Here is a 23,701-nt window from a genome sequence, read left to right as displayed (position 1 = left end):
AAATCTATCGTATTTTCCTAAGTTAGTGAAAGTATTTCAGGAGGAGGAGCGAGAAGTTCATTGGAGATATGGTTATCCAAATAGTGGGTACATCGCTCAATAAGTTTTTCATGACATCCACTGAAAAAGTGATTAGCCTCTTCCAATATTTCTTGTGTGATGATGATACCTTTTTGTGTTTTTAATTTATCGACAAGTATTTGAACATCTTTTGGAGGGGAAACTTTATCGATACCGCCATGAATGATAAGTCCAGAAGAGGGACAAGGTGCAAGAAATGAAAAGTCATAAACATTAGGCTGAGGGGCAACTGAGATAAATCCCTCAATTTCTGGTCGGCGCATTAAAAGCTGCATACCAATCCATGCTCCAAATGAGTATCCTGCTACCCAACAATTTTTAGAGTCTGGATGTTGTGTTTGAACCCAATCGAGAGCAGCAGCAGCATCTGAAAGTTCTCCTATTCCATAATCAAATTCACCCTGACTACGACCAATACCACGAAAGTTAAAACGTAAAGTTGTAAAGCCACGTTGTTGGAACATATAAAAGAGGTCATAGATAATTTTATGATTCATAGTTCCACCAAATTGGGGATGAGGATGCAAAATGATCGCAATGGGTGCATTTTTTTGTTGTGAAGGTTGATAACGCCCTTCGAGCCGACCCGCGGGACCGTTAAAAATAATTTCTGGCATAAAATGCTCCTTAATGCAATAAAGGGCTCTCTTTGACCCTAGTCGACTTTTACCATAGAATCTCTTAAATAATTATTAGATATTCTTTTTTTAGTGCACTTTTCAAGAAAAATGCGCTATTTTTTCAATCAATTCATAAGATTAATGATTGCGATGTAAAATGGTTATAAAACGCCGATATTTTGATCATAACGCAACAACACCGCTCAAAAAAGTGGCACGGATGGCGTTACTGGAATCTTTAGAGATATTTGGTAATCCATCATCGGTTCATAAGGAAGGGCGTGCCGCTAAAACTTTGTTGCAAAAGGCCCGTCGGCAAATCGCTGAAAATCTTAAAACAGATCCAGATCACGTGGTATTTACCTCTGGTGCGAGTGAAGCTGCAATGACTTTGTTAACACCCTTTTACAATATGGGGAAAGCAAAAGTTAAATTTTCTCACCTTTACCTTGGAGCGACTGAACATCCCTCTGTTGCAGAGGGAGGACGTTTTTCTAAAGAGTTGATAAGCGTCATTGATGTTGATCAAGATGGGCTCATACAACAAGATAAATTAACATCACTCTTAACGGTTCACGATAAAACAAAAGGTTTACCTCTTGTTGCTATTCAAGCTGCAAATAGTGAAACGGGTGTTATTCAACCGTTAACAGAAATCGCCGCTATTGTTCGGGATTTAGGAGGCACTCTTATAGTTGATTTAACACAATATGTAGATAAAAATTTTGTGGATATTCATCAGCTAGGAGGAGACTTTTTTATACTGTCTGCACATAAAGTTGGTGGTCCTAAAGGAATCGGTGCTTTTGTTTCATGTGGTAATCTTCTCATGCCACACCCTCTTATTATTGGGGGAGGACAAGAAAAAGGTCTCCGTGGAGGAACAGAAGCATTGCCCCTTATTGCTGCTTTTGGGGCAGCAATGACTGATTGCTTCACACAGGAGGAAATAAAACAGTTAATATATTTACGCAATAAATTAGAAGCTGGACTACAAAAAATAAGTAAAAATGTTGAGATTTTTGGCAAAAGAGTTCAACGTTTGCCAAATACAACTTACTTTACCGTGAAAAATATAAAAGCTGAAACGATGCAAATTGCTTTTGATTTAGAAGGGTTTTCTTTATCATCCGGCTCTGCCTGTTCTTCAGGAAAAGTAAAACAAAGCAAAGTGTTGGAGGCAATGGGGTATCATGTTCCAAATGGTGCCATTCGCATTTCGCTAGGACGTGGCACAACTTCTGAAGATATTGATGATTTTCTGTCGTTTTTTTCTCAAATTATAAGCAGGAAAAAAGGGAAAGATTTATCATCAGAAAGTTATAAAAATTAGAATTATTTTAAAAATAAAATAAGTTTGATTGAAATTTTTGCGCTTTACCTATAGCCTAGGAGATAACTTGCTTACTTTAATCTTGTAAAAAACAAGACTTTAGTTACCGGTTTTTGACGCCAAAAAATGGAGAAAATTGATGCCGGCAGTACAAGAAACGATACGCCAAGTACGTGAAATAGATGTTGACCAATATAAATATGGTTTTGAAACCAATATTGAAACCGATAAAGCTCCAAAAGGCTTAAATGAGGATATTATCAAATTTATTTCCGCTAAAAAAAATGAGCCTGAATGGATGCTAACATGGCGCTTAAAAGCTTACCGCCGTTGGCTGACAATGCAAGAGCCTCATTGGGCGCGTCTTGAATATCCTAAAATTGATTTTCAGGAGCTTTATTATTATGCTGCTCCCAAAAATCATACAGGACCAAAATCTTTGGATGAAGTGGATCCTGAGTTATTAGCAACGTACGAAAAACTTGGCATTCCCCTTAAAGAACAAGAGATTTTGGCAGGAGTAAGAAAACAGTCTGATCCCTCCACTTTCGATGACAGTATGTCTGTATCGGGGCAGGTGGCTGTTGATGCAGTCTTTGATTCTGTTTCTGTTGTAACAACATTCAAAAAAGAGCTGGCACGCGCCGGTGTGATTTTTTGTTCTATTTCAGAGGCGATTATTGAACATTCTGAGCTTATTAAAGAATATTTAGGAACAGTTGTACCTATAAGTGATAATTATTATGCGGCCTTAAATGCTGCTGTCTTTACAGATGGTTCATTTGTTTATATTCCCAAAGGGGTTCGTTGTCCTATGGAGCTTTCAACTTATTTTAGGATTAATGAACGCAACACTGGCCAATTTGAACGAACATTGATTATCGCCGCTGAAGATTCCTATGTTTCTTATCTTGAAGGGTGTACAGCACCCCAACGTGATGAAAACCAACTTCATGCTGCTGTTGTTGAGCTTATTGCCCTTGAAAATGCAGAGATTAAATATTCTACAGTACAAAACTGGTATCCTGGCGATAAAGATGGCAAGGGCGGTATTTATAATTTTGTGACGAAGCGTGGAGATTGTCGAGGTGATAGCTCTAAAATTTCATGGACACAAGTTGAAACCGGTTCTGCGATTACTTGGAAATATCCATCCTGCTTACTCCGTGGTAATAATGCGCGTGGAGAATTTTATTCTATCGCTGTTGCAAACGGTTATCAACAAATTGATTCTGGTACAAAAATGATTCATTTGGGAAAGAATACATCCAGTCGCATTATTTCCAAAGGTATTTCTGCAGGTTTTTCAAATAACACTTATCGGGGACAAGTCACAGCGCATCGAAAAGCACAAAATGCGCGTAACTTTACGCAATGTGATAGTTTGTTAATCGGAAATGATTGTGGTGCGCATACAGTTCCTTATATTGAAGCAAAAAATGCAACAGCTCAGTTTGAACATGAAGCCACAACATCAAAAATTTCTGATGACCAACTTTTTTATGTTATGCAAAGAGGAATTCCCGAAGAAGAAGCTATCGCATTAATTGTAAATGGTTTTGTAAAAGAGGTCATTCAAAAACTTCCCATGGAATTTGCTGTCGAAGCACAAAAGCTTATTAGTATTAGCCTTGAAGGTAGTGTTGGATAATTTTATTTAATTAGATAAATAGAAGACTTTATGTAAAAAGGCTGTAACGGTAGCACATAATGCTAAAAATGACCTCTATGGTAATTACAAAAGTAGATGGATGCTAAGGTAAAATAATACGCATTGATATCTGAAAAACAGCCAAAACAGGATTAAATTATGTTAGAGATCAAAAATTTGCACGCCCGTATTGCTGAAACCGATACAGAAATTATTCGTGGTTTAAACTTGACAGTTCAAGATGGAGAAGTTGCCGCTATCATGGGACAAAATGGAGCCGGAAAATCAACTTTATCTTATTTGCTTGCTGGTCGTGATGATTATGAAATAACAGAAGGAGCTATTCTCTATAATGGACAATCACTTTTAGAAATGGATCCAGCAGAACGTGCTGCATATGGTGTTTTTCTTGCATTTCAATATCCAATGGAAATACCAGGGGTAGCAACAATGGAATTTTTAAAAGTTGCGATGAATTCTCAACGCAAAGCGCGAGGTGACGAAGAACTTAAAATTCCTGAATTTATAAAATGTGTTAAAGAAGTTTCAGCCAAACTTGAAATAGATATGGATATGCTAAAGCGTCCATTAAATGTAGGTTTTTCAGGTGGAGAAAAAAAACGCGCTGAAATTTTACAAATGGCACTTCTTGAACCTACACTTTGCATTTTAGATGAAACGGATTCTGGTTTAGATATTGATGCACTAAAAATTGTTGCAGATGGTGTTAATAAACTTCGGGATTCAAAACGTTCATTTTTGGTGATTACCCATTATCAACGGCTGCTTAATTATATTATTCCTGATACGGTACATGTTCTTTATAAAGGACAAATTATCAAAAGCGGTGATAAATCCTTAGCGCTTTATTTAGAGCAAAATGGGTATGCTGATCTTATTAGGGAAGCGGTTTGAGGTTATTAAATATGAATGCACAGCAAAACTTGTTAGCGGTTGAAGAAAATATACTCAGTAATTTCAATCAGTATGTAAACCACTTACCTGGTGATAAAGCTGTACAGGAAATCCGCAAGAAAACTATTGAGCAGTTTCAAATGACACGGCTTCCTTCCCGTAAAATCGAAAGTTGGCATTATACCAATCTGCGTACCTTACTGAAGTCTATTAGCAATTTTTCAAAAGTTCAAGACAATCAATTGGTTGATGCATTGCTTTCAGAAAGTGCTGTTTTCTCCATAAACAATGGAAAAACATCGATAGAGTCAAAGGTAGACAACATTGCAGTAAAACGCCTTTCAGACGCATTAGAAGATAATTCTGTACAGATAAATCAAAACATTTCTGATGAAGATTTTATTGGACAGTTAAATACAGCTTTTGTTACAGATGGTTGGCTTTTTCACATCCCTGAAAATACAAAGTTAAATATCCCCATTGAATTACAAAATATACAAATGGGGGGACAATCTCATATTTTTTCGGATATAAAAGTTGATAAAAATAGTCAAGTTATGTTTATTGAACATCAGGTTGGCAATGATAAAGATACCTTTGTCAGTTCAATATTTTCATTAAATGTTGCTGCTGATAGTGATGTTACGTGGATTCTCATTCGCAATCGTGATTTTAATTCTACACAATTTGGTCGATTTTGTGCTGTTCTTGATCAAAGAGCGAAGTTATCACTTTATGTCATTAATATAGGGAGTCAATTAAATCGCCAAGAAATTGATATTGAATTACAGGGAGAAGAATCTGATTTTCAATTACGCGTCATAAATTTATTATCAGGACAAACACATAGTGATCTTACAATGACTGTTCGTCATGTGGAAGAAAAATCAACATCAACCGAAATTATACGCAATGTGGTTACAGATAAGGCTGTTGGTGTTTTCCAAGGAATAATACGTGTTTCTCAAAAAGCGCAAAAAACAGATGCACGCATGGCTTGTAATAGCCTTATTCTTTCAGATGATGCAGAATTTAATGCAAAGCCTGAACTGGAGATTTTTGCTGATGATGTTGCATGTGGTCATGGTGCAACAGTTGCTAATATTAATCATGATTATCTTTTTTATCTTATGACACGTGGTATCCCTTTTAAAACGGCTCGTGCGCTTTTGATTAAAGGATTTATCTCTGAGCTCATTGATGACATCAAGCAAGATAATATTCAAATCGTTTTGGAGAATATCATTAGTAAATGGCTTGAAAAAAATATTTAAGGTAGAAAAAATGGAAAATAACGTACAAACATTTACTTATAATGTCGAAGAAATTCGGCGTGATTTTCCTATTTTGCACCATCAAGTTTATGGAAAGCGATTAGCATATCTTGATAGTAGTGCTTCTGCCCAAAAACCAATGTCAGTACTCAATGCAATGAATAATTATTATCACTATAGTTATGCTAATGTGCATAGGGGAATGTATTTTTTAGCCAATATAGCAACACAATCATATGAAAATTCTCGTGAAACCGTTCGTGTTTTTCTAAATGCTCAAAAAGCTGAAGAAATTGTTTTTACGAAAAATGCAACAGAAGCTATTAATACTGTTGCTTATGGTTGGGCGATGCCAAAACTCAAGGAAGGTGATGAGATTGTTCTAACGATCATGGAACATCATTCAAATATTATTCCTTGGCATTTTCTCCGTGAACAAAAAGGTGTTAAACTTATTTTTGTTCCTGTCGATGAAAATGGTGTTCTGCACATTGAAGATTTCCAAAAATCTTTAAGCGAAAAAACGCGGCTTGTTGCTATAACGCATATGTCCAATATATTAGGAACGGTGCCTCCTGTTAAAGAGATTATTAAGCTAGCACATCAAAATTCTATTCCGGTTCTTGTTGATGGTTCTCAAGGAGCAGTACATTTAACCGTTGATGTGCAAGATCTCGATTGTGATTGGTATGTCTTTACAGGTCATAAGCTTTATGGACCCACTGGTATTGGTGTTTTGTATGGTAAAGAAGATAGATTAGAAGAAATGCGTCCTTTTCAAGGGGGAGGGGAAATGATCGAGGAGGTAACAACCGATAAGGTTTTTTATAATGCTCCTCCTTACCGTTTTGAAGCAGGCACTCCTCCTATCGTTGAAGCTATTGGATTAACTGCGGCTATTGATTATATACAAGAGAAAGGTCGGAGTAAGATTCATGCCCATGAGAGGTCCCTTTTAGCTTATGCGCAGGAAAAACTTAAAATGGTTGAGTCATTGCGTATTTATGGTCATTCTCCCAATAAAGGAGCTATTATATCATTTACAATTGAAGGGATTCACGCCCATGATATCGCTATGTTTATTGATAGAAAAGGGGTTGCGATACGTGCGGGAACTCATTGTGCACAGCCTTTATTACAGCGCTTTGGTCTAACATCTATTTGCCGCGCATCGTTAGCCATGTATAACACTCAAGAGGATATAGATCAATTAGTAGAAGCATTGCAAGAAACAAGGACATTTTTTAATGGCTGAATCAATTGAAGAGCGTCATTCTACAGAATCCGTTGAAACTGTAAGCGAAAATAAAAAATCTTACATATCAGCAATTCCAGCAGACGAAATTGATCGTATGACAAATGATATTATTGCTGCTCTCAAAACAGTTTATGACCCAGAGATTCCTGCTGATATTTATGAGCTAGGACTGATTTATCGTATTGATATTGAAGATGATCGTTCAGTAAAAATTGAAATGACTCTTACAGCACCGGGATGTCCTGTTGCGGGTGAAATGCCAGGGTGGGTAGAAAATGCAGTCAGTGCAGTTGAAGGGGTTTCGTATGTTGAAGTCACTATGACTTTTGATCCACCATGGACACCTGATTGTATGTCAGAAGAAGCTCAAATTGCTGTCGGATGGTACTAAAAGTATTGTTAAGAGACTCTAATTTAGCCATTCATGAATAAGCTGTTTACTTTTCACAAGCATTTGAATTTAAGGACGATCGCATGAGTTATAATAAACAAAAACTAGAACTCACTTGGATTGGAAAAGAAAAACGCCCAAAACTAGAGCCTCGTATCTTATTAGAAGATCTTGAAAAATCTTATCACGCTCCGCACCAAGTATCTACCCAAGATATTTTTGATAATAAACTCATTTTTGGTGATAATTTACTCGCACTCAAAGCGCTTGAACAAGAATATATGGGGAAGGTAAAATGTATCTATATCGATCCGCCTTATAATACAGGCAATGCCTTTGAACATTATGAAGATGGTTTAGAGCATTCCATATGGCTCAGCCTTATGAGAGACAGGCTAGAATTGTTACATCATTTACTGGCGGATGATGGAAGTATCTGGATATCAATTGATGATGATGAACAAGCCTATCTTAAAGTGATGATGGATGAAATTTTTGGTCGCCAAAATTTCATCAACAATATTATTTGGCAAAAGAAATATGCTCCACAAAATGATACAAAATGGCTTTCTGATAATCATGATTTTATAATGGTTTATGCTAAAGATAAAACGATTTGGCGCCCTCAATTGCTTCCTCGTTCAAGCGATATGGATGCGCGCTATAAAAATCCTGATAATGATCCTCGCGGTCCTTGGAAATCTGGAGATTTATCTGTAAAAAGAGTAACACCTAAGGATATTTATGAAATCATCACACCTTCTGGACGCAAGGTAATGCCTCCTAATGGTAGAAGTTGGGCTATGAATAAAAAAAAATTCTTTGAATTATTGAATGATAATCGTATTTGGTTTGGTCCAACAGGAAGTAATGTTCCTTCTATGAAACGTTTTTTATCAGAGGTAAAAAATGGTATGGTTTCAATGACCATTTGGCCTTATCAGGAAGTTGGCCATAATCAAGATGCAAAAAAAGAAGCTAAAGTCTTCAATTTTGATAGTGTCTTTACAACTCCTAAACCGGAACGTTTAATGGAACGCATTATTCAACTTGCCACTAATCCCGGTGATCTTATACTGGATTCTTTTGCTGGTTCTGGCACAACCGGTGCTGTTGCCCATAAAATGGGAAGGAAGTGGATTATGATTGAACTTGGTGAGCATTGTCACACCCACATTATCCCTCGTTTAAAACAAGTCATTGATGGAACTGATCAAGGGGGAATTTCCAAAAGTGTCAATTGGCAAGGTGGCGGTGGATTCCGTTATTATCGCCTTGCACCTTCCCTGTTGCAAAAAGATCCATGGGGACAATGGATTATTAGTCGCGAATATAATGCTGCCATGCTATCAGAAGCCATGTGCAAACATATGGGATTTACCTATGCACCGGATGAAAATCATTATTGGATGCAAGGGTATTCAACCGAAACAGATTATATTTATGTCACAACGAGTGCCATGACCCATGAACAACTCTGTATAATGAGTGAAGAGGTAGGCTCTCATCGCACGTTGCTGATTTGTGGTACAGCCTTTGATACAAAATCAGCATCCTTTGAAAATCTGACACTCACTAAAATCCCCCGTGCAATATTAGAAAAATGCGAATGGGGAAGGGACGATTACAGTTTAAATGTAGCCAATCTTGAACCAGTGATTGTGGTAAAAGAAAACAACAAAAATAAAGATATTACGCAAGCAGAATTAGATTTATTTGAATAGTATATAAAAAGCGGAGTTTTTCATGAACACTGTTGAAAAAAGGATTTCTGCTCGCTTATCGTTACGTGATCCTCAACGTGAATCTTTAAATATTTTGGTAAAAATCTTAGAAAATATAGAGCTTTCTAAAAATGCTGATTTGGTTGCAGAGTTAGAAGTGATAAAAAATCTTTATCCTTCTGTACAAGATTTTGAACGAAATTTTCCCTCTTTTTGTTTTGCCTTAGCAACGGGTGTTGGGAAAACGCGACTTATGGGGGCTTTTATCAGCTATCTTTATTTAACAGGTCGTAGTCGCCATTTTTTTGTTTTAGCGCCAAATTTGACTATTTATGAAAAGTTAAAACAGGATTTTAGTCCCCAAAGTCCGAAGTATGTTTTCATTGGAATGAGTGAATTTATTGCCAATAGACCCGTTATTATTACAGGTGAAGATTATGAAAGTGGTAAAGGTATTCGCGTTGATGAACACCATATTCAAGGACAAAAGCGTTTGTTTGAGAATAGAGATACGGCCTTTATCAATATTTTTAATATTTCTAAAATTAATACAACGGATAATAAAAAAGGCGCACTAAAATCTAGTATTCCGCGAATTAAACGCTTACAAGAAACGATTGGTGAAAGTTATTTTGATTATCTCGCAAATCTTCCTGATTTAGTTTTGTTAATGGATGAAGCACATCGTTATCGAGCTTCTGCTGGTGCGGCAGCAATTAATGAGTTAAAACCTGTTTTAGGAATAGAGCTTACAGCGACACCAAAAACAATAGGTGCAAAACCCGTAGATTTTAAAAATGTTGTCTATAGTTATTCACTTGCAGAGGCTATGAGAGATGGTTTTGTAAAAGAGCCTGCTATTGCTACACGTAAAGATTTTCAACCTCAAAATTATACATCTGAACAATTAGAACATATCAAATTACAAGATGCAATTCATGCCCATGAAAACGTGAAAGCAGATTTAATTGCCTATGCCAAAGATTATAACAAAAAGTTTGTTAAGCCTTTTATTTTAGTTGTCGCTCAAGATACAAATCATGCACAGAAATTGCGTGATTTATTGGAAACAGATGATTTTTTTACAGGATCTTATAAGGGAAAAGTTATAGAGATTCATACAAAACAGTCGAATATAGAAGAAGATCAAAATATTCAAAAGCTGATTGCAATTGAAGATTCTCATGACCCAACAGAAATTGTTATTCACGTTAATAAATTAAAGGAGGGGTGGGATGTTACGAATCTCTATACTATTGTACCGTTGCGTGCATCGGCTTCAGAAATTTTAACAGAGCAAACAATTGGGCGTGGATTGCGTTTGCCTTATGGGTATAGAACAGGCGTGGAAGCTATTGATCGTTTAACAATTATTGCGCATGATCGTTTTCAAGATATTATTGATCGTGCAAACGATCCAAACTCAATTATAAAAAAGCATATTGAGATTGGAACAGGAGGGAATATCCCCTTTGAAAAGACCGATATAGTGACAGTTCCAAGTCAAGTAGAAGCTTTATTGATGCAAACGATGGTAATACGTAATTCCGATATAAATGGAGCATCTTCTGATTTACAAGGTATCATATTACGTCATACAGATTCCCCTACATTAACGCCTGAAGAGCAAGATATTGCAGCGATCGCGTGGGATCTTATCAAAGAGAATGATAAATTGCCAAGTTCTCAAATGCTTTGTTCTGCACAGATACAAGAAAAAATTGCTAATAAAGTTATGAATATTAAGCCTTCATCACAAAAGTCTCTTGTATCAAAAGTGGTGACAATTCTGACAAAACAATTAATAGAACTAATAATAGATATTCCAAATATTATACTCATTCCTTCGCGTGATGTTACTTATGGTTTTTATGATTTTGATTTGGAAAATTTAGAAAACTTAAATTTTCAACCTGTTAGTAAAGAACTTTTAATTCGAGAATTGCGTACCCATAAAAGCATTTTTCTCACATCTAAGAATGAATATGTCAAAGAGCCTTATCTTGAAAACTACATCATTCGTGGTTTGATTGATAATGACTTTGTCGATTATGATAACCATACGCTCTTATTACGAAAATTAGCTAGTCAGATAGTAGAACATTTCCGATCTTATTTACCCAATGATACAGCTGTTGAGAACGTATTAATTCACTATCAGCACAAGCTTACTAGTTTTATTGTTGCGCAATTAAGAGAACATCAATGGGAAACGCAAAAAGATTATGCGGTTAAAGTTACACGAGGTTTTACAATTTTACAACCTATCCATTATGTGTTGCCGCAAGGGACGTCTCCTCTTGATTTTCGTAATATTCCTGCCATTAAAAGCGATGTTAAAAAACTTGTATTCAGCGGCTTTAGAAAATGCTGTTATCCTTTACAAAAGTTTGATTCAGTAGAAGGGGAATTACGATTTGCCCAAATATTAGAGGATGATGCAAAAGTATTGAAATGGATGAAACCCGCTCGAGGTTTTTTCAGAATAGAATATGATAAAGGATCAATCTATGAACCAGACTTTGTTGTAGAAACGAAGGATGCCAAATATCTTTGTGAGCCTAAAAAAGCCTCTGAAATGCAAAATCCTATTGTTTTAAAAAAGAGAGAAGCTGCAGTTCAATGGTGTTGTCATGCAACGCGCTATGCGGCAACTTATGGCGATAAAAAATGGTATTATGTTCTTATTCCCCATGATGCTATTAAAGCAAATAGTAGTTTTGAAGGTTTGTGTGCAGAGTTTACCATTTCAGAATCTATACTTGAGAGCTCATAACTTTTTGCTTCAAAAATAAAACACATAAGTTTTTTTAATTGACGGGCGTGAGGTTCAATCAAATATTTGAATAATTATTTTAACTTTTTTCTAACGACGTTAAAAGAAAAATGTATAGAAAAGTTATACAAGATTATGCTTTTGTATGGGGATTTGTAGCACATTTACAATTTTTTATAAAAGTACAATCTTATTTTCGTTATGTGAAAAGATCTTTGAGTTATAGTTATAAATTAAAAAAAATATTTTAATTTTATTGAGTAATTTGATAAATGTTCTTTTTTTAAAAAACTTAAACAGTTTATTGTTCTTTCATTTAAAACGCCTGAATATAATGAAATACCCAGAGGATAAAAGGGGGAGTTTTTCATATGACTTTAAATTTAACAAACACTGTTTTTAATTTTTTAAAGAAAAACCCGACAAAAAAGTTTACAGCTCGAGAAATTGCTCAATGGATATTTGAAAATTACCCAGAAAAATGCCGTCAAAAACAAAAGAATTCAACGGCAATAATCACTCCCCTTAATAGTGATGCAGCTCTTATTCAGCAAATTGTTGCTGAAATAGGGGCAAAACGCCCTCAGTTACAAAAGCGTTATTCAGAAATTAAAACCACTGAAGGACGACCGCGACAATATTATTTTACTGAACAAACAGATAGTGCTGAAATTGATACAATAGAGGACAATGCAAAGAGTAGAACAGAAGATGGCTCTGTTAAAGAGCATGATCTTTATCCATTATTATCTAAATTTTTATGGTCAGAGCTTGCAGTTTATAGCAAGCGCATTAATGAGAAATGTTCTCGTAATAAACATGGTGCAGGCGGAAATAAATGGCTTTATCCAGATCTCGTAGGGATGCAAGATTTAAGCAAGGAATGGAATCGTGAAATCAAAGACTGTGTTTTGCAATATTTTGATAAAAAGACAAAGCTTTGGTCTTTTGAAGTAAAAATTCTCATCAATCGTTCAAATTTACGAAAAGCATTTTTTCAAACAGTTAGTAATTCTTCATGGGCTAATTTGAGTTATTTAGTTGCTAGTGAAATTGAAGGAGTTGATACATTAAAAGAGCTTCGGATGCTTTCAAGTTTGCATGGAATTGGATTTATAAGACTTAATAAGGAAAACTCTTCCGAGAGTGAGATCTTAATTCCTGCCAAAGAACGTAGTGATATTGATTGGGATACTGCTAATAGATTAGTGGAGGAAAACAAAGATTTTCTTGATTATATTAAGCTCATTCGTCAATTTTATCAAACTGGTGAGATGCGTCCACTAGATTGGGATCGTATGTATCTATGAGGAGTATTTTTAAAAAGACTCTATTATTTAAAAGCCTTTTTTCAGAGTGATGAAAAATTACTCTAATTATTTTGTTTGACTTATTATATTGATATTGTATCAATTAAAATTTTTCTCACGTACCTCATGAGTAGGGTTGAGTAGGGGAAGAGTAAAAATTCTGTTTTAGGCCTGTTATATTTTGTGCATTGAGCGTGATTCCATTAGATACTAGACTTAATGATTATAATTTATTATAAATTTTTTATTATAGAGAGTGAAATTGGACTTTTTTGCTTTTTTTACATCAAGCATGGAAAATATTACTTCCTCATATTGAAGTCTTCTTACGGAGAATTTACACTACTATTTCTTTAATTTCCACTACTGTTCGTTTTGATGATTATTAAGCTTTTTGTTATCCGAACTAAACATTCAAAAAAACATTAATTTTATAAAATATTCACATAGTTTACTCAATTTCTTGAAATAGATTTAAAAAATAAATTTCTCTCACACCTTATTGGTAAAGGAAGTGTGTACTGTCGCAGTCTGCCACAATACTCTCTTTATTTTTCAATAATACCGCACGCTAAACGTACACCACCTCCGCCAAGCGGTAATGGTTTATCTGATTGATTATCAGCCCCTAAATGAATGACTAAAGAGCGCCCTTTAATTTCAGAGATTTTTTTTAATCGTGGAGCAAGAACGCTCATTATGGCATATCCCTGTTTATCAACATAAAGTGCTGGTAAATCACCAAGATGACCATTGACATTATAAGGTCCTAAATGTTTTCCGGTATGTTCCGGATCATAATGTCCACCTGCACTTCCACCAATTATACCATCTTTTGTATCACATGAAGGATTTACATGTACATGAAAACCATGTATCCCTTCTGATAAAGTAGATAAATTAGGGATGAAAATCAAACCGTGTATGTTTTCTTCAATTTTAATGCTACCAATAGCCTTTTTGGAATTGTTATCTTCTAATTTATAAATATTTACTTGTTTTGATAGTGCTAATGCAGAATTTTTATGAATTAAAAATGCCATAAAAAACAATAATGATAATAATATTTTTTTCATAAAATACCTTTATACTTATCTTTAAATAAATTATTATCTATAAATAATAATCTATACTAATTATATGTTATATAAGTGTCTTAAATCGAACTTTAAGAAAAATAATTTACATAGAAATATTAGTTTTTAGAAAGAGCAAATAAATTAAAGTGTGTTTATATATATTTCTGAACATAACTTTTATTTCTTGATCTATAAAAAATACAGCTTTTATGGATGGATAATTATATCTCGCTTACATTTCTTCAAGAGATGCTTTTAAAAAATCTACTTTTTGAGGTATAATAAGAAATTAAATAAGGAATTTTAGTAAGTTAGCTATTATTTCATTTATAATATGATGATCGTTTTATCAAAAAAAGAACATATAATTTTTTGATGATTTAATTGTTTTTCATAGAAAAAATGACGAGAAATTTCTATTCATTATGAAATTTATAAGAGAAAAAATTATTATGATTCATATAAATTTCCCAATAAAATACAGCATATACCGACACTCCCTCCCATTCCTGATCCTATCAGTGCTCCTATTATTATTCCGGCAGAAAGTGCTACTCCTATACCCATTGCGATAACTGGACCAAATCCTGGAAGAGCAATATAACCATAAGCTGCAAGAGTTGCCGCGATAGCTCCTGATATGCTACCATTTAAACCGCCAATGAAAGCAAATTCTTTAATAGAATGGCAGCACTTTTTTAATTTTTTTTTCTTACAGCTGTGAAAAGAAACGTTGCTGTAAGTTTTTAAATCAATCATATTCTTTTCTTTCATTTTGAATGCTAACTGTTCCTGAATAGTCAACGGATACGAAAAAATGGGACTTTTTAAATTTTACTAAAGCACGCCAGATACCATTGTCATCTAAGCGCAATCGTTTAATATTCTCAAACCCATTTTGCATAAGACAATTTTTAACTTGTGAAGCAGTAAATGAGTTCTGACCTATTTTAGTGACCTTTTGAGTAGAGCTATAGGTAAAGGTTTGACAATAAGGAAGGTGAAAAACTTCACTTATTGAAGTCGTGACTATCAACGAGACACATGCAATCATTATAAAAAAAGTACTTAATTTCAAAAAATTATTTAGTGTCATCTTGTTACCATTTGTTGAAACAACACTTCATTAACCTCTGTGTTACTAACAGGTTCCAAAGATGATTTTATTTTTAATATTATACTTAACAATAATTAATATTATACTTAACAATAAAAAGTTTTGAAAATATATTGATTAAATAAAACTGTTTTTTTATTATTTATTTTCTTATTAAAATTAATTTAATAAAATAATTTTTTCAAAACGGTATTATTTTTCATTTTATTTATAGTTCTAAATTTAACAGCTATAATTTAGAAAGATATCTTTATAATTTAATTTGTAGTCTATAATTCAGTTTTCTCTTATTTCATATCAACATATTAAATATATATAATAATTTTTAATAAAAAATAATTTACATTTATATTAATTACACATGTTATTATTATAAATAAATCAAATAAATATAATTAATTATTTTAATATAATTTGTTACTTCTTAGAAAGAACAAAAATATTTTTTATATCAGTAATAGATATGATTCAAAATGCAATTTATTATTTTACGTTATTATCCATTATTGCTTAGTAGAGCTGTTTTGATGATTTTGTTGGAAATATTTGCATAATTTCCTTAAATCCATAACCGGGATACATTCCTTCGCGCATAAATAAATTACGTAATGGTGGGAAACTATGCAACAAACCAAGCCCAATGCTTCGTATGATATGAACAGGCAACATATGAGAAAGTAGAGCAGAGTTCAGTGTATGAACAGCTCCACTTCGGATTAATATATCTGGTTTGCGGCATTTGTTATAATGTGCAATAATCATTTCAGAGTTAGAATTGGATATTTTATTGGGTAAAATATCAATTAAAGTTTGGACATCACGGAATCCTAAATTCAATCCCTGTGCTCCAATAGGGGGAAAAACATGAGCGGCTTCACCCACTAAAATTGTTCGATTAGCAGCAAAATGATGAGAAAGAAGTCCGAAAATCGGCCATGCTTGAATTGATGTTTCTAAGCTTAGCTTTCCAAGCATTGATTGCATTTGGTTTTCGATCATTTTTGCAATTGTTTTTGGTTCTATATTTAATAATTCCTCAGCGCGGGAAGGATGAACAACCCATACAAGACTAGATCTTCGTCCTGGTAGTGGAACCTGTGTAAATGGACCGTGTTCTGTATGAAATTCAGTTGATGTATTTTGATGAGAAAACTCATGAGAAAAGTTGAGAACAAGTGCTTTTTGTGGATAATTCCACTGTTTGACACTTATCCCTGCTGCGGCACGTGTAAGAGAGTGACGTCCATCAGCTGCAACAACAAGTGGTGCTTGAATAATTCCATGATCAGCAAGAGTAATGCATACATGTTTTTTTGTGTGATGAACAGATTTGGCTGCAGAAACAAATCTTGTAATATTGGGCGTATGTGTAACAGCGTCGACTAAAGCACTGTTCAATTTTACATTAGGTATATTATAGCCAAAAGCTTTTTCGCCAATTTCAGTAGAAGAAAAATGCACCGTAGGAGCATGCACAATTCTAGAAGTTATATCTATAATTCTCATGGACGATAAAGCAGCTGCATGCTTTTGAAGATTATCCCAAATATTGAGTTTTTGAAGTGTGCGTATTGCGGGCAGCATAAGAGCCGTTGTCCGTAACTCATCTGTATGAGCAGGGGGCCCAACAAGAAAAACAGAAAGCCCCTTCTGTGCAAGACTCAGCGCGGCTAACATTCCGACAGGACCTGCACCAATAACAGCAATATCTTTATGCTCTTCCTTTTCAAATATCACAACGATTTGAACCTTTATTCATTGAGAAAATATTTTAACATTTCCAAATGATCTCTCTCTTTTTATTATATGAAGCTCTTCTATTATTATAGTATGTAATAAATAATGCGATATAAAAAAGTAACCTTTTTATGATTTTTTTAAATGCTGAGTTATATCATCGTTAAAAAATGGCGTATTGATAGATGGTTGAAGACTTTAAAAACGAGGATAAGAAAACCTTGAAACGTAAATTAACAAAGAAAATCAAAACAAATGCTAAATTATTACGCCATAAAAAAGTAACAATGCCACAAGCAAAGGCCTTTTCCGTTCATTTACTAACAGCTTCGGGATCATTTTTAGCGTTTCTTTCTCTTATATCAGCCTCTCAAAAAGAATGGACAGCTATGTTCTGTTGGCTTGGGCTTGCTCTTCTCGTTGATGGTATAGATGGACCAATTGCACGCAAACTTGATGTTAAATACGTTCTTCCAACATGGTCTGGAGAGCTGTTAGATAATATTATTGATTACGTGACTTATGTCTTAATTCCTGCCTTTGCACTCTATCAAAGTGGTTTCATGGGGGTAGGGTTATCATTTTCATTGAGTGCAATTATTGTTATTTCATCTGCTATTTATTATGCAGATACTAGTATGAAAACCAAAGAAAACTTTTTTAAAGGATTTCCTGTTGTTTGGAATATGATGATTTTTACGCTTTTTGTCGTCAGACCAGGAGAGTGGATTACTTTTATCATTATTGTTCTATCGGCGATTATATCTTTTTTGCCAATTTATTTTATTCATCCAGTAAGAGTCCTTCGTTTGCGTAGAATTAATTTTCCCATTTTTCTCTTATGGTGTTTTTTTGGTGTTTCTGCCTTCTTTTATCAACTAGAGGCTCCCTATTGGGTTAAAATAGGAATTTCGGTAACAGGAATTTATATATATTGTATTGGCGCAATCATGCAAATATTTCCTAAACTTGGGGCAAAAAGTATAAAAAAACAATGAAATAATTGTTTTAAGAAGGGTGTGAGATGCAAATTAATTTTGGAGCAGATGATGATATTTCTTTTACGAAAGAAGGGCGTGCTGGTATTATAAAGCTCACACGTCCTTCAGCATTAAACGCTCTTAATCAACGAATGGTTTCAGCTTTAAAAAAAGCTCTCAGAACATGGGAAACAGATGATAATGTTTCTTGTGTCTTAATTGAAGGGGAAGGGCGTGCTTTTTGTGCTGGTGGAGATGTTGTAGAAATCTATCATATGGGGAAAAGTGCTGCTGCTTGTCAATACTTTAGAAATGAATATAGTTTAAATGCTTATATCAAACATTTTTCAAAGCCCTATATTTCTTTCTTAAACGGTATTTGGATGGGAGGAGGGGTAGGTATTTCTCTCTATGGCTCGCATCGAATTGTTACAGAAAATACAGTTTTTGCTATGCCAGAAGGTGCGATTGGATTTTTCCCAGATGTAGGTGCAAGTTTTTTCTTACCATCTCTTCCCAATCATTTTGGTATCTATCTTGCATTAACGGGTGCACGTATAAAGTGGGGAGATTGCTTAAATTTAGGATTAGCAACACACGCCGTTGCTGAAACTGAATTCGATATGATTAGAAAAGCTGTTATTGAGCAAGGAGATCCTACTTTAGCTTTAAACGAGCGAGCAATTACAAAAGATTATGAAACAAGTCATGAAATACGTTGTATTATTAACACTTGTTTTAGTGCCCATACCTTAGAAGAATGTCTCGAGTTGCTACATAAAAAAAGCAATGAAGATGTTTTATTTGCTAAAGAATGTTATGATATTTTGCAGTCACGTTCTCCGACAAGTTTAAAAGTTATCTGGAAACAAATGAAACAAAGTTCATCTCAAACGTTGGAAAATTGTATGAAAATTGAAAACCGCATAGCGTATCATATGATTCATTCACATGATTTTTATGAAGGTATACGTGCTATGTTAATCGATAAGGATAAAAGACCTCAATGGCAACCAGATAAACTTTCAAATGTGACAGATGAAATGGTAGATTCTTACTTCCAACCTGTTGAACAAGAGTTATTATTGTGAAAAATAATTCTCACAAACAGATTTCAAAAATCAATTTAATCTATAACTGTTACTTACGGTTTTTAGCATTTATTTGCTTAGTTCTAGGTATTTGTTATTGGATACGCCTTGTTGGGGTTTTTCCAGGTATTCTATGGCGTTTTGATCTTATGCCTTGGCAGTGGCAATTTGCATCAGCTATATTGGCCATTCTCTATCCTATTGCCTTAGTTGGACTTTGGATGTATTCACTATGGGGTATCATTGTGTGGTGTATTGCAGCGTTGATTGAAGTAATAACAATATATTATTCCGATTTTATTTATCAGCCATTTGTACCATTATTTCATGGAATATTGTTTTTAGCTTTTATAGTACTACAAATTGTAATTATTTTTTTTAAAAGAGTAAAAAATAAAAAAACATTGTAATTGAAATTTTCGAGCCAGAATAACAGGCTCGATTTTCGATCTTAGCTAACTTAAGTAGCTCATTTTAAAGCTTCGTTCCTCAAAACGCTGATGCTAGCTATACTTTTCCATAAAGTTCCATAATATATATTATGCGATAATATGATGCAGAAGATAAATCCTTTATCCAAAAAGAAAACCCTACTTTAAAACATCATCATAATATTTATATCATACAATTTACTTTTAAAATAAACTCTGGTCTTTAAGGTATATTCCTTAAAGACCAAAAATAGTGATAACGAAATTACCTATAATAAAATAAGGAAAATTATTGCATTATTTTACAACGTTTCATACGTGCAAGATCACTCAAAACAGCATTACGGTTATTTAAAGCTGAAATTTCATTACTTTCACTGGATTTAGTATCCATAAAAAACAAAGCAGGTACAAATACAACACTTGCTGCTGCTAAAGCCACGTTCTTATTTCTTGCTTTAGAACGCTCTGCAATTGTATCATTAATCTGACGTTTATTAGCAAAAAACTCCCGTTGAATATCGGCACAACTCATTGATCCGTCATGTAATGTTGTCGTTGCAATATTTTTTTCTAAACGCCCCCCACATGCTGTTAAGGAAACCGCTAAAACCACAATACATACACCCCGCTTAAAATTCTTATACATAAAAGCCTCATTTTTGACATAAAAAACACTAAATATGTCAAAAATGAAATAAAATAAAGGATAAATTTAAAAGTATTTTATTTAACTTAAATATTGCGCATAATAAGCTTATGCATCTGTTTCAAAAGTAAGACCTTGATATGCAGGTTTTACATAGGATGGAACGTAATTTATAACCTTATTGTAATCCAGCGATCTGTCCATATGTGTGAGTATTGCTTGTTTTGGCTTTAAATATTCTATCCACTGTAATGCTTGATCAACAGAAAAATGACTCGGGTGAGATTTAAATTGAAGAGCTTCAATGATAAGCACTTCCAAATCCATTAATTTGGATAAAGTTTTTTCAGGAAATTCACTAACATCCGTACAATAGGCAACATTCCCAATCCGAAAACCTAAGGAATGAATGTTTCCGTGGTGTTGTAAATGTGTATTGACGCTTATTTCTCCGCCCTGCCCCTGAATAATAAATTGGCTATCTTCATTGATAAGATGCTCTTTTAAAATGGGAGAATAAGATGAATCTTTTGGAGTTTGAAAACAATATCCGAAAGCACTTTTGAGATGCTCTAGTGTAAATCTGTCGGCATAGATATCTATTAAACATTTTTGTGCAAGTGCATAGCTGCGTAAATCATCAATACCGTGGATATGGTCTGCATGAGAATGCGTGTAAAGAGCAGCATCAAGATGGCTTACACGCGCATCGATCATTTGTGAGCGAAAATCTGGACCTGTATCAATAACGATCGTTGTTTTGCCTCCTGAAGGTTTAATACGTTCAACTAATAAAGAACTTCTGTAGCGTTTATTTTTAGGGTTATTCGGATCACATGTTCCCCAATCACCATTAGGTCTTGGCACTCCTGGAGAAGGACCACAACCTAATATTGTAAATCGGTATTGATCACACATATCTTTTGCCTTATTTCATTTTGCTAAATAAACGAAAAGCATTACGCGTTGTTATTTGAGCTGTTTCTTCAATGCTTAAGCCAATTGTTTCAGCCAAAACAGCTGCTGTATAACATACAAAAGATGGTTCATTTGTTTTGCCCCGATGGGGACTAGGTGCTAAAAATGGAGCATCTGTTTCCACTAACAAATGCTCATGGGGCACAATTTTTGCTATTTCACGGATTTCAAGTGCGTTTTTAAAAGTAAGAATACCCGAAAAAGAAATATAACCACCAAGTTCAATTCCAGCACGAGCAAGTTGCATTCCAGACGAATAACAATGAAGGATAAAGGGAAAAGCTCCTTCTTTTGTCTGTTCACGTAATATTTTCTCCATATCGATATCGGCATTGCGTGAATGTATAACAAGAGGAATCTGTGTTTCTCGAGAAGCAATGATATGTTCATGAAAAACTTTCTTTTGCTCTTCTGGAGTAGAATAATCATAATGATAATCAAGCCCCCCTTCCCCAAACGCAACAATTTTAGGGTGATTCGAGAGCTGTATAAGCTCTTCCGCTGTAATATTTTGTTCTTCATGCGCATGATTGGGGTGTGTTCCAACGGAACAAAAGACTTGATCATAGCTTTGCGCAATGGCTAACAGCTTATCTAACTTATAAACATGGGTTGAAATTGTTATCATACGTTTAACGTCAGCATCTAAAGCCCGTTGGATAACATTATCCAAATCTTGTGAAAAATCTTCAAAATCAAGATGACAATGTGTATCAATCAACATGATGAGTATCTTCTTTCTTCAAGATATAACGAGGAAAAATTGGTTCTGGTGGTGGAAGATCAAGCCCTTCTTGAATTTTTGAATGACTTATATGATACAATAACCGATCATCTTCAGCAACCGCAAGGCTATCAAGAAGTTTCGCTGCTGATTGGGGTATGAAAGGCAAAAGCATAATTCCCATTCTCCGCAAGATTTCTACAGTTATATAAAGAACTGTAGAAAATCGTTCTCGATCGTTTTTACGTAAACTCCAAGGTTGTTCGTTGGCAAAATAGCGATTGGCATCTGCTACAATTGAAAAAATAGCTGAAAGTGCTAAATGCATACTATAAGAAGACATAGCTTGGTGTACAGTTTCAAGTACTTGAAGAGATTGTTCTAAAAGCTGTTTATCTTGAACTAAAAATGAAGCTGGTTTCGGGACTTGTGCATTACAATTTTTGGCAATCATAGACAAACAGCGCTGTGCTAAATTACCAAGATCGTTAGCAAGATCAGCATTAATACGGTTCACAAGGCTTTCATGACTATAACTACCATCTTGTCCGAATGGCACTTCACGGAGAAGGAAATAACGGACCTGATCAAGACCATAATGATCAACCATTTCAAAAGGATCAACGACATTTCCAATAGATTTTGACATTTTTGCACCACGATTAAGTAAAAAACCATGGGCAAAAATATTTTTAGGCAATTCAATTCCAGCAGACATTAAAAATGCCGGCCAATAGACTGCATGAAAACGAATAATATCCTTACCAATAATATGCGTATTTGCAGGCCAAAAATCACGTTTTTTTGAATTTTCATTGAAAAAACCTATTGCTGATAGATAATTTGTAAGCGCATCAACCCAGACATACATCACGTGCTTTGGATTCTCAGGAACAGCAATTCCCCAGTTAAAACTTGCGCGTGAAATAGAGATATCTTTTAAACCTGATTTGATAAAACTTATAATTTCATTACGCCGCTCAAATGGAGCAATAAAATCAGGATGTTTTTCATAATATTCAAGAAGAGCCTTTTCATAATGAGAAAGTCTAAAAAAATAACTTTCTTCTTCATTCCATTCAACTGGAGAGCCTAATTCTTTCTCACGACGGATGTTGTCTGCTCCAATTTCCGTATCTTTTTCTTCATAATAGGCTTCTTGGCGAACCGAATACCACCCCGTATAACGACCGAGATAAATATCGCCATTTGCTTCCATCTTTTTCCAAATTTCTTGACAAGCTTGATAATGGCGTTCTTCTGTCGTACGGATAAAATCATCGTTAGAACAATTTAATACTGCAAGCATTTTTTGAAACACTGCACTATTACGATCTGCAAGTTGCTGAGGTGTCATGCCTAATGCAGCTGCGGTTTGTTGCATCTTGAGACCATGCTCATCTGTACCAGAAAGAAAAAATACATTTTTTCCGTTTAACCGTTGAAAGCGGGCTAAAACATCACTTGCAATGGCACTATAAGCATGTCCAATATGTGGAGCACCATTAGGATAAAAAATGGGAGTTGTTATGTAATATGTGTCACGCATGTCATACTCGTTGTAAAACGCTATAAATAGAAG

21 protein-coding genes are annotated in these 23,701 nt (G+C 34.5%); 12 read left to right on the top strand and 9 right to left on the bottom strand.

From position 1 onward, the window contains the following. Window positions 1-17: 17 nt before the first annotated feature. Entirely contained in the window at window positions 18-698 is a 681-nt protein-coding gene (locus ACFINI_RS05725; protein WP_375646708.1) for an alpha/beta hydrolase, read from the bottom strand. A 160-nt stretch (window positions 699-858) separates the two neighbouring features. On the opposite strand from ACFINI_RS05725, the gene ACFINI_RS05720 reads away from it, so the two are divergent. From ACFINI_RS05720 to ACFINI_RS05680, 9 genes are all read left to right on the top strand, one after another. Further along, window positions 859-2,034, top strand: coding sequence for a cysteine desulfurase family protein (locus ACFINI_RS05720; protein WP_375646704.1), 1,176 nt, complete (start codon window positions 859-861; stop codon window positions 2,032-2,034). A 139-nt stretch (window positions 2,035-2,173) separates the two neighbouring features. After that, complete coding sequence (gene sufB / locus ACFINI_RS05715) at window positions 2,174-3,685, top strand: Fe-S cluster assembly protein SufB (protein ID WP_375613439.1); 1,512 nt, start codon at window positions 2,174-2,176, stop codon at window positions 3,683-3,685. A 159-nt stretch (window positions 3,686-3,844) separates the two neighbouring features. Then, the gene (gene sufC, locus ACFINI_RS05710) at window positions 3,845-4,600 is read left to right on the top strand and encodes a Fe-S cluster assembly ATPase SufC (RefSeq protein WP_375621243.1); all 756 of its coding nucleotides are present in this window, start codon (window positions 3,845-3,847) and stop codon (window positions 4,598-4,600) included. Window positions 4,601-4,611: 11 nt separating this feature from the next. Continuing rightward, complete coding sequence (gene sufD, locus ACFINI_RS05705; protein ID WP_375646700.1) at window positions 4,612-5,874, top strand: Fe-S cluster assembly protein SufD; 1,263 nt, start codon at window positions 4,612-4,614, stop codon at window positions 5,872-5,874. A gap of 10 nt (window positions 5,875-5,884) precedes the next feature. Continuing rightward, the gene (locus ACFINI_RS05700; protein WP_375629820.1) at window positions 5,885-7,129 is read left to right on the top strand and encodes a cysteine desulfurase; all 1,245 of its coding nucleotides are present in this window, start codon (window positions 5,885-5,887) and stop codon (window positions 7,127-7,129) included. Then, window positions 7,122-7,523, top strand: coding sequence for an SUF system Fe-S cluster assembly protein (locus ACFINI_RS05695; RefSeq protein ID WP_273787976.1), 402 nt, complete (start codon window positions 7,122-7,124; stop codon window positions 7,521-7,523). Before ACFINI_RS05700 ends, ACFINI_RS05695 begins: the two co-directional genes overlap by 8 nt. Before the next feature lie 83 nt (window positions 7,524-7,606). Next, the gene (locus ACFINI_RS05690) at window positions 7,607-9,247 is read left to right on the top strand and encodes a site-specific DNA-methyltransferase (RefSeq protein ID WP_375646696.1); all 1,641 of its coding nucleotides are present in this window, start codon (window positions 7,607-7,609) and stop codon (window positions 9,245-9,247) included. Between the two features lie 22 nt (window positions 9,248-9,269). Further along, window positions 9,270-12,023 carry a DEAD/DEAH box helicase gene (locus ACFINI_RS05685; RefSeq protein ID WP_375646692.1) on the top strand — a complete coding sequence of 918 codons (2,754 nt, stop codon included), beginning with the start codon at window positions 9,270-9,272 and terminating at the stop codon, window positions 12,021-12,023. 371 nt (window positions 12,024-12,394) lie between these two features. Further along, entirely contained in the window at window positions 12,395-13,333 is a 939-nt protein-coding gene (locus ACFINI_RS05680; RefSeq protein WP_375611904.1) for a COG2958 family protein, read from the top strand. Between the two features lie 548 nt (window positions 13,334-13,881). On the opposite strand, the gene sodC is transcribed toward ACFINI_RS05680, so the two are convergent. The 4 genes from sodC to ACFINI_RS05660 all read right to left on the bottom strand — a co-directional run bounded on the left by sodC (window position 13,882) and on the right by ACFINI_RS05660 (window position 17,266). Beyond that, window positions 13,882-14,409, bottom strand: coding sequence for a superoxide dismutase [Cu-Zn] SodC (sodC, locus tag ACFINI_RS05675; RefSeq protein ID WP_375646688.1), 528 nt, complete (start codon window positions 14,407-14,409; stop codon window positions 13,882-13,884). Window positions 14,410-14,862: 453 nt separating this feature from the next. Continuing rightward, a complete protein-coding gene (locus ACFINI_RS05670) occupies window positions 14,863-15,186 on the bottom strand; it encodes a hypothetical protein (RefSeq protein WP_375646685.1) in 324 nt (107 codons plus the stop codon). Further along, window positions 15,164-15,508 (bottom strand): hypothetical protein, encoded by a 345-nt coding sequence (locus ACFINI_RS05665; RefSeq protein WP_375611907.1) that lies wholly within the window; start codon window positions 15,506-15,508, stop codon window positions 15,164-15,166. Before ACFINI_RS05665 ends, ACFINI_RS05670 begins: the two co-directional genes overlap by 23 nt. 531 nt (window positions 15,509-16,039) lie before the next feature. Beyond that, a complete protein-coding gene (locus ACFINI_RS05660; RefSeq protein WP_375646681.1) occupies window positions 16,040-17,266 on the bottom strand; it encodes a UbiH/UbiF family hydroxylase in 1,227 nt (408 codons plus the stop codon). Between the two features lie 185 nt (window positions 17,267-17,451). On the opposite strand from ACFINI_RS05660, the gene pcsA reads away from it, so the two are divergent. From pcsA to ACFINI_RS05645, 3 genes are read left to right on the top strand one after another with little or no spacing between them, the layout of a single operon-like run. Beyond that, a complete protein-coding gene (gene pcsA, locus ACFINI_RS05655) occupies window positions 17,452-18,264 on the top strand; it encodes a phosphatidylcholine synthase (RefSeq protein ID WP_375621252.1) in 813 nt (270 codons plus the stop codon). A 26-nt stretch (window positions 18,265-18,290) separates the two neighbouring features. After that, on the top strand, window positions 18,291-19,337 hold the full coding sequence (locus tag ACFINI_RS05650; protein ID WP_375646677.1) for an enoyl-CoA hydratase/isomerase family protein: 1,047 nt from the start codon (window positions 18,291-18,293) through the stop codon (window positions 19,335-19,337). Then, window positions 19,334-19,747 carry a DUF6163 family protein gene (locus ACFINI_RS05645; protein ID WP_375629832.1) on the top strand — a complete coding sequence of 138 codons (414 nt, stop codon included), beginning with the start codon at window positions 19,334-19,336 and terminating at the stop codon, window positions 19,745-19,747. Before ACFINI_RS05650 ends, ACFINI_RS05645 begins: the two co-directional genes overlap by 4 nt. Window positions 19,748-20,057: 310 nt before the next feature. On the opposite strand, the gene ACFINI_RS05640 is transcribed toward ACFINI_RS05645, so the two are convergent. The 4 genes from ACFINI_RS05640 to metG form a co-directional block, all read right to left on the bottom strand. Next, window positions 20,058-20,417 (bottom strand): hypothetical protein, encoded by a 360-nt coding sequence (locus ACFINI_RS05640; RefSeq protein ID WP_375613428.1) that lies wholly within the window; start codon window positions 20,415-20,417, stop codon window positions 20,058-20,060. A 108-nt stretch (window positions 20,418-20,525) separates the two neighbouring features. Further along, entirely contained in the window at window positions 20,526-21,335 is an 810-nt protein-coding gene (locus ACFINI_RS05635; RefSeq protein WP_375646674.1) for an MBL fold metallo-hydrolase, read from the bottom strand. Between the two features lie 10 nt (window positions 21,336-21,345). Further along, the gene (locus tag ACFINI_RS05630) at window positions 21,346-22,119 is read right to left on the bottom strand and encodes a TatD family hydrolase (protein ID WP_375646670.1); all 774 of its coding nucleotides are present in this window, start codon (window positions 22,117-22,119) and stop codon (window positions 21,346-21,348) included. Then, a complete protein-coding gene (metG, locus tag ACFINI_RS05625; protein ID WP_375646665.1) occupies window positions 22,109-23,668 on the bottom strand; it encodes a methionine--tRNA ligase in 1,560 nt (519 codons plus the stop codon). Before metG ends, ACFINI_RS05630 begins: the two co-directional genes overlap by 11 nt. Window positions 23,669-23,701: the final 33 nt, after the last annotated feature.

The sequence above is a fragment of the Bartonella sp. AA56HLJMS genome, from assembly GCF_042197145.1.
Classification (GTDB): Bacteria; Pseudomonadota; Alphaproteobacteria; order Rhizobiales; family Rhizobiaceae; genus Bartonella.
The sequence above is the reverse complement of the archived record's forward strand: the minus strand, read 5'-3'. Positions and strand labels throughout refer to the sequence as shown.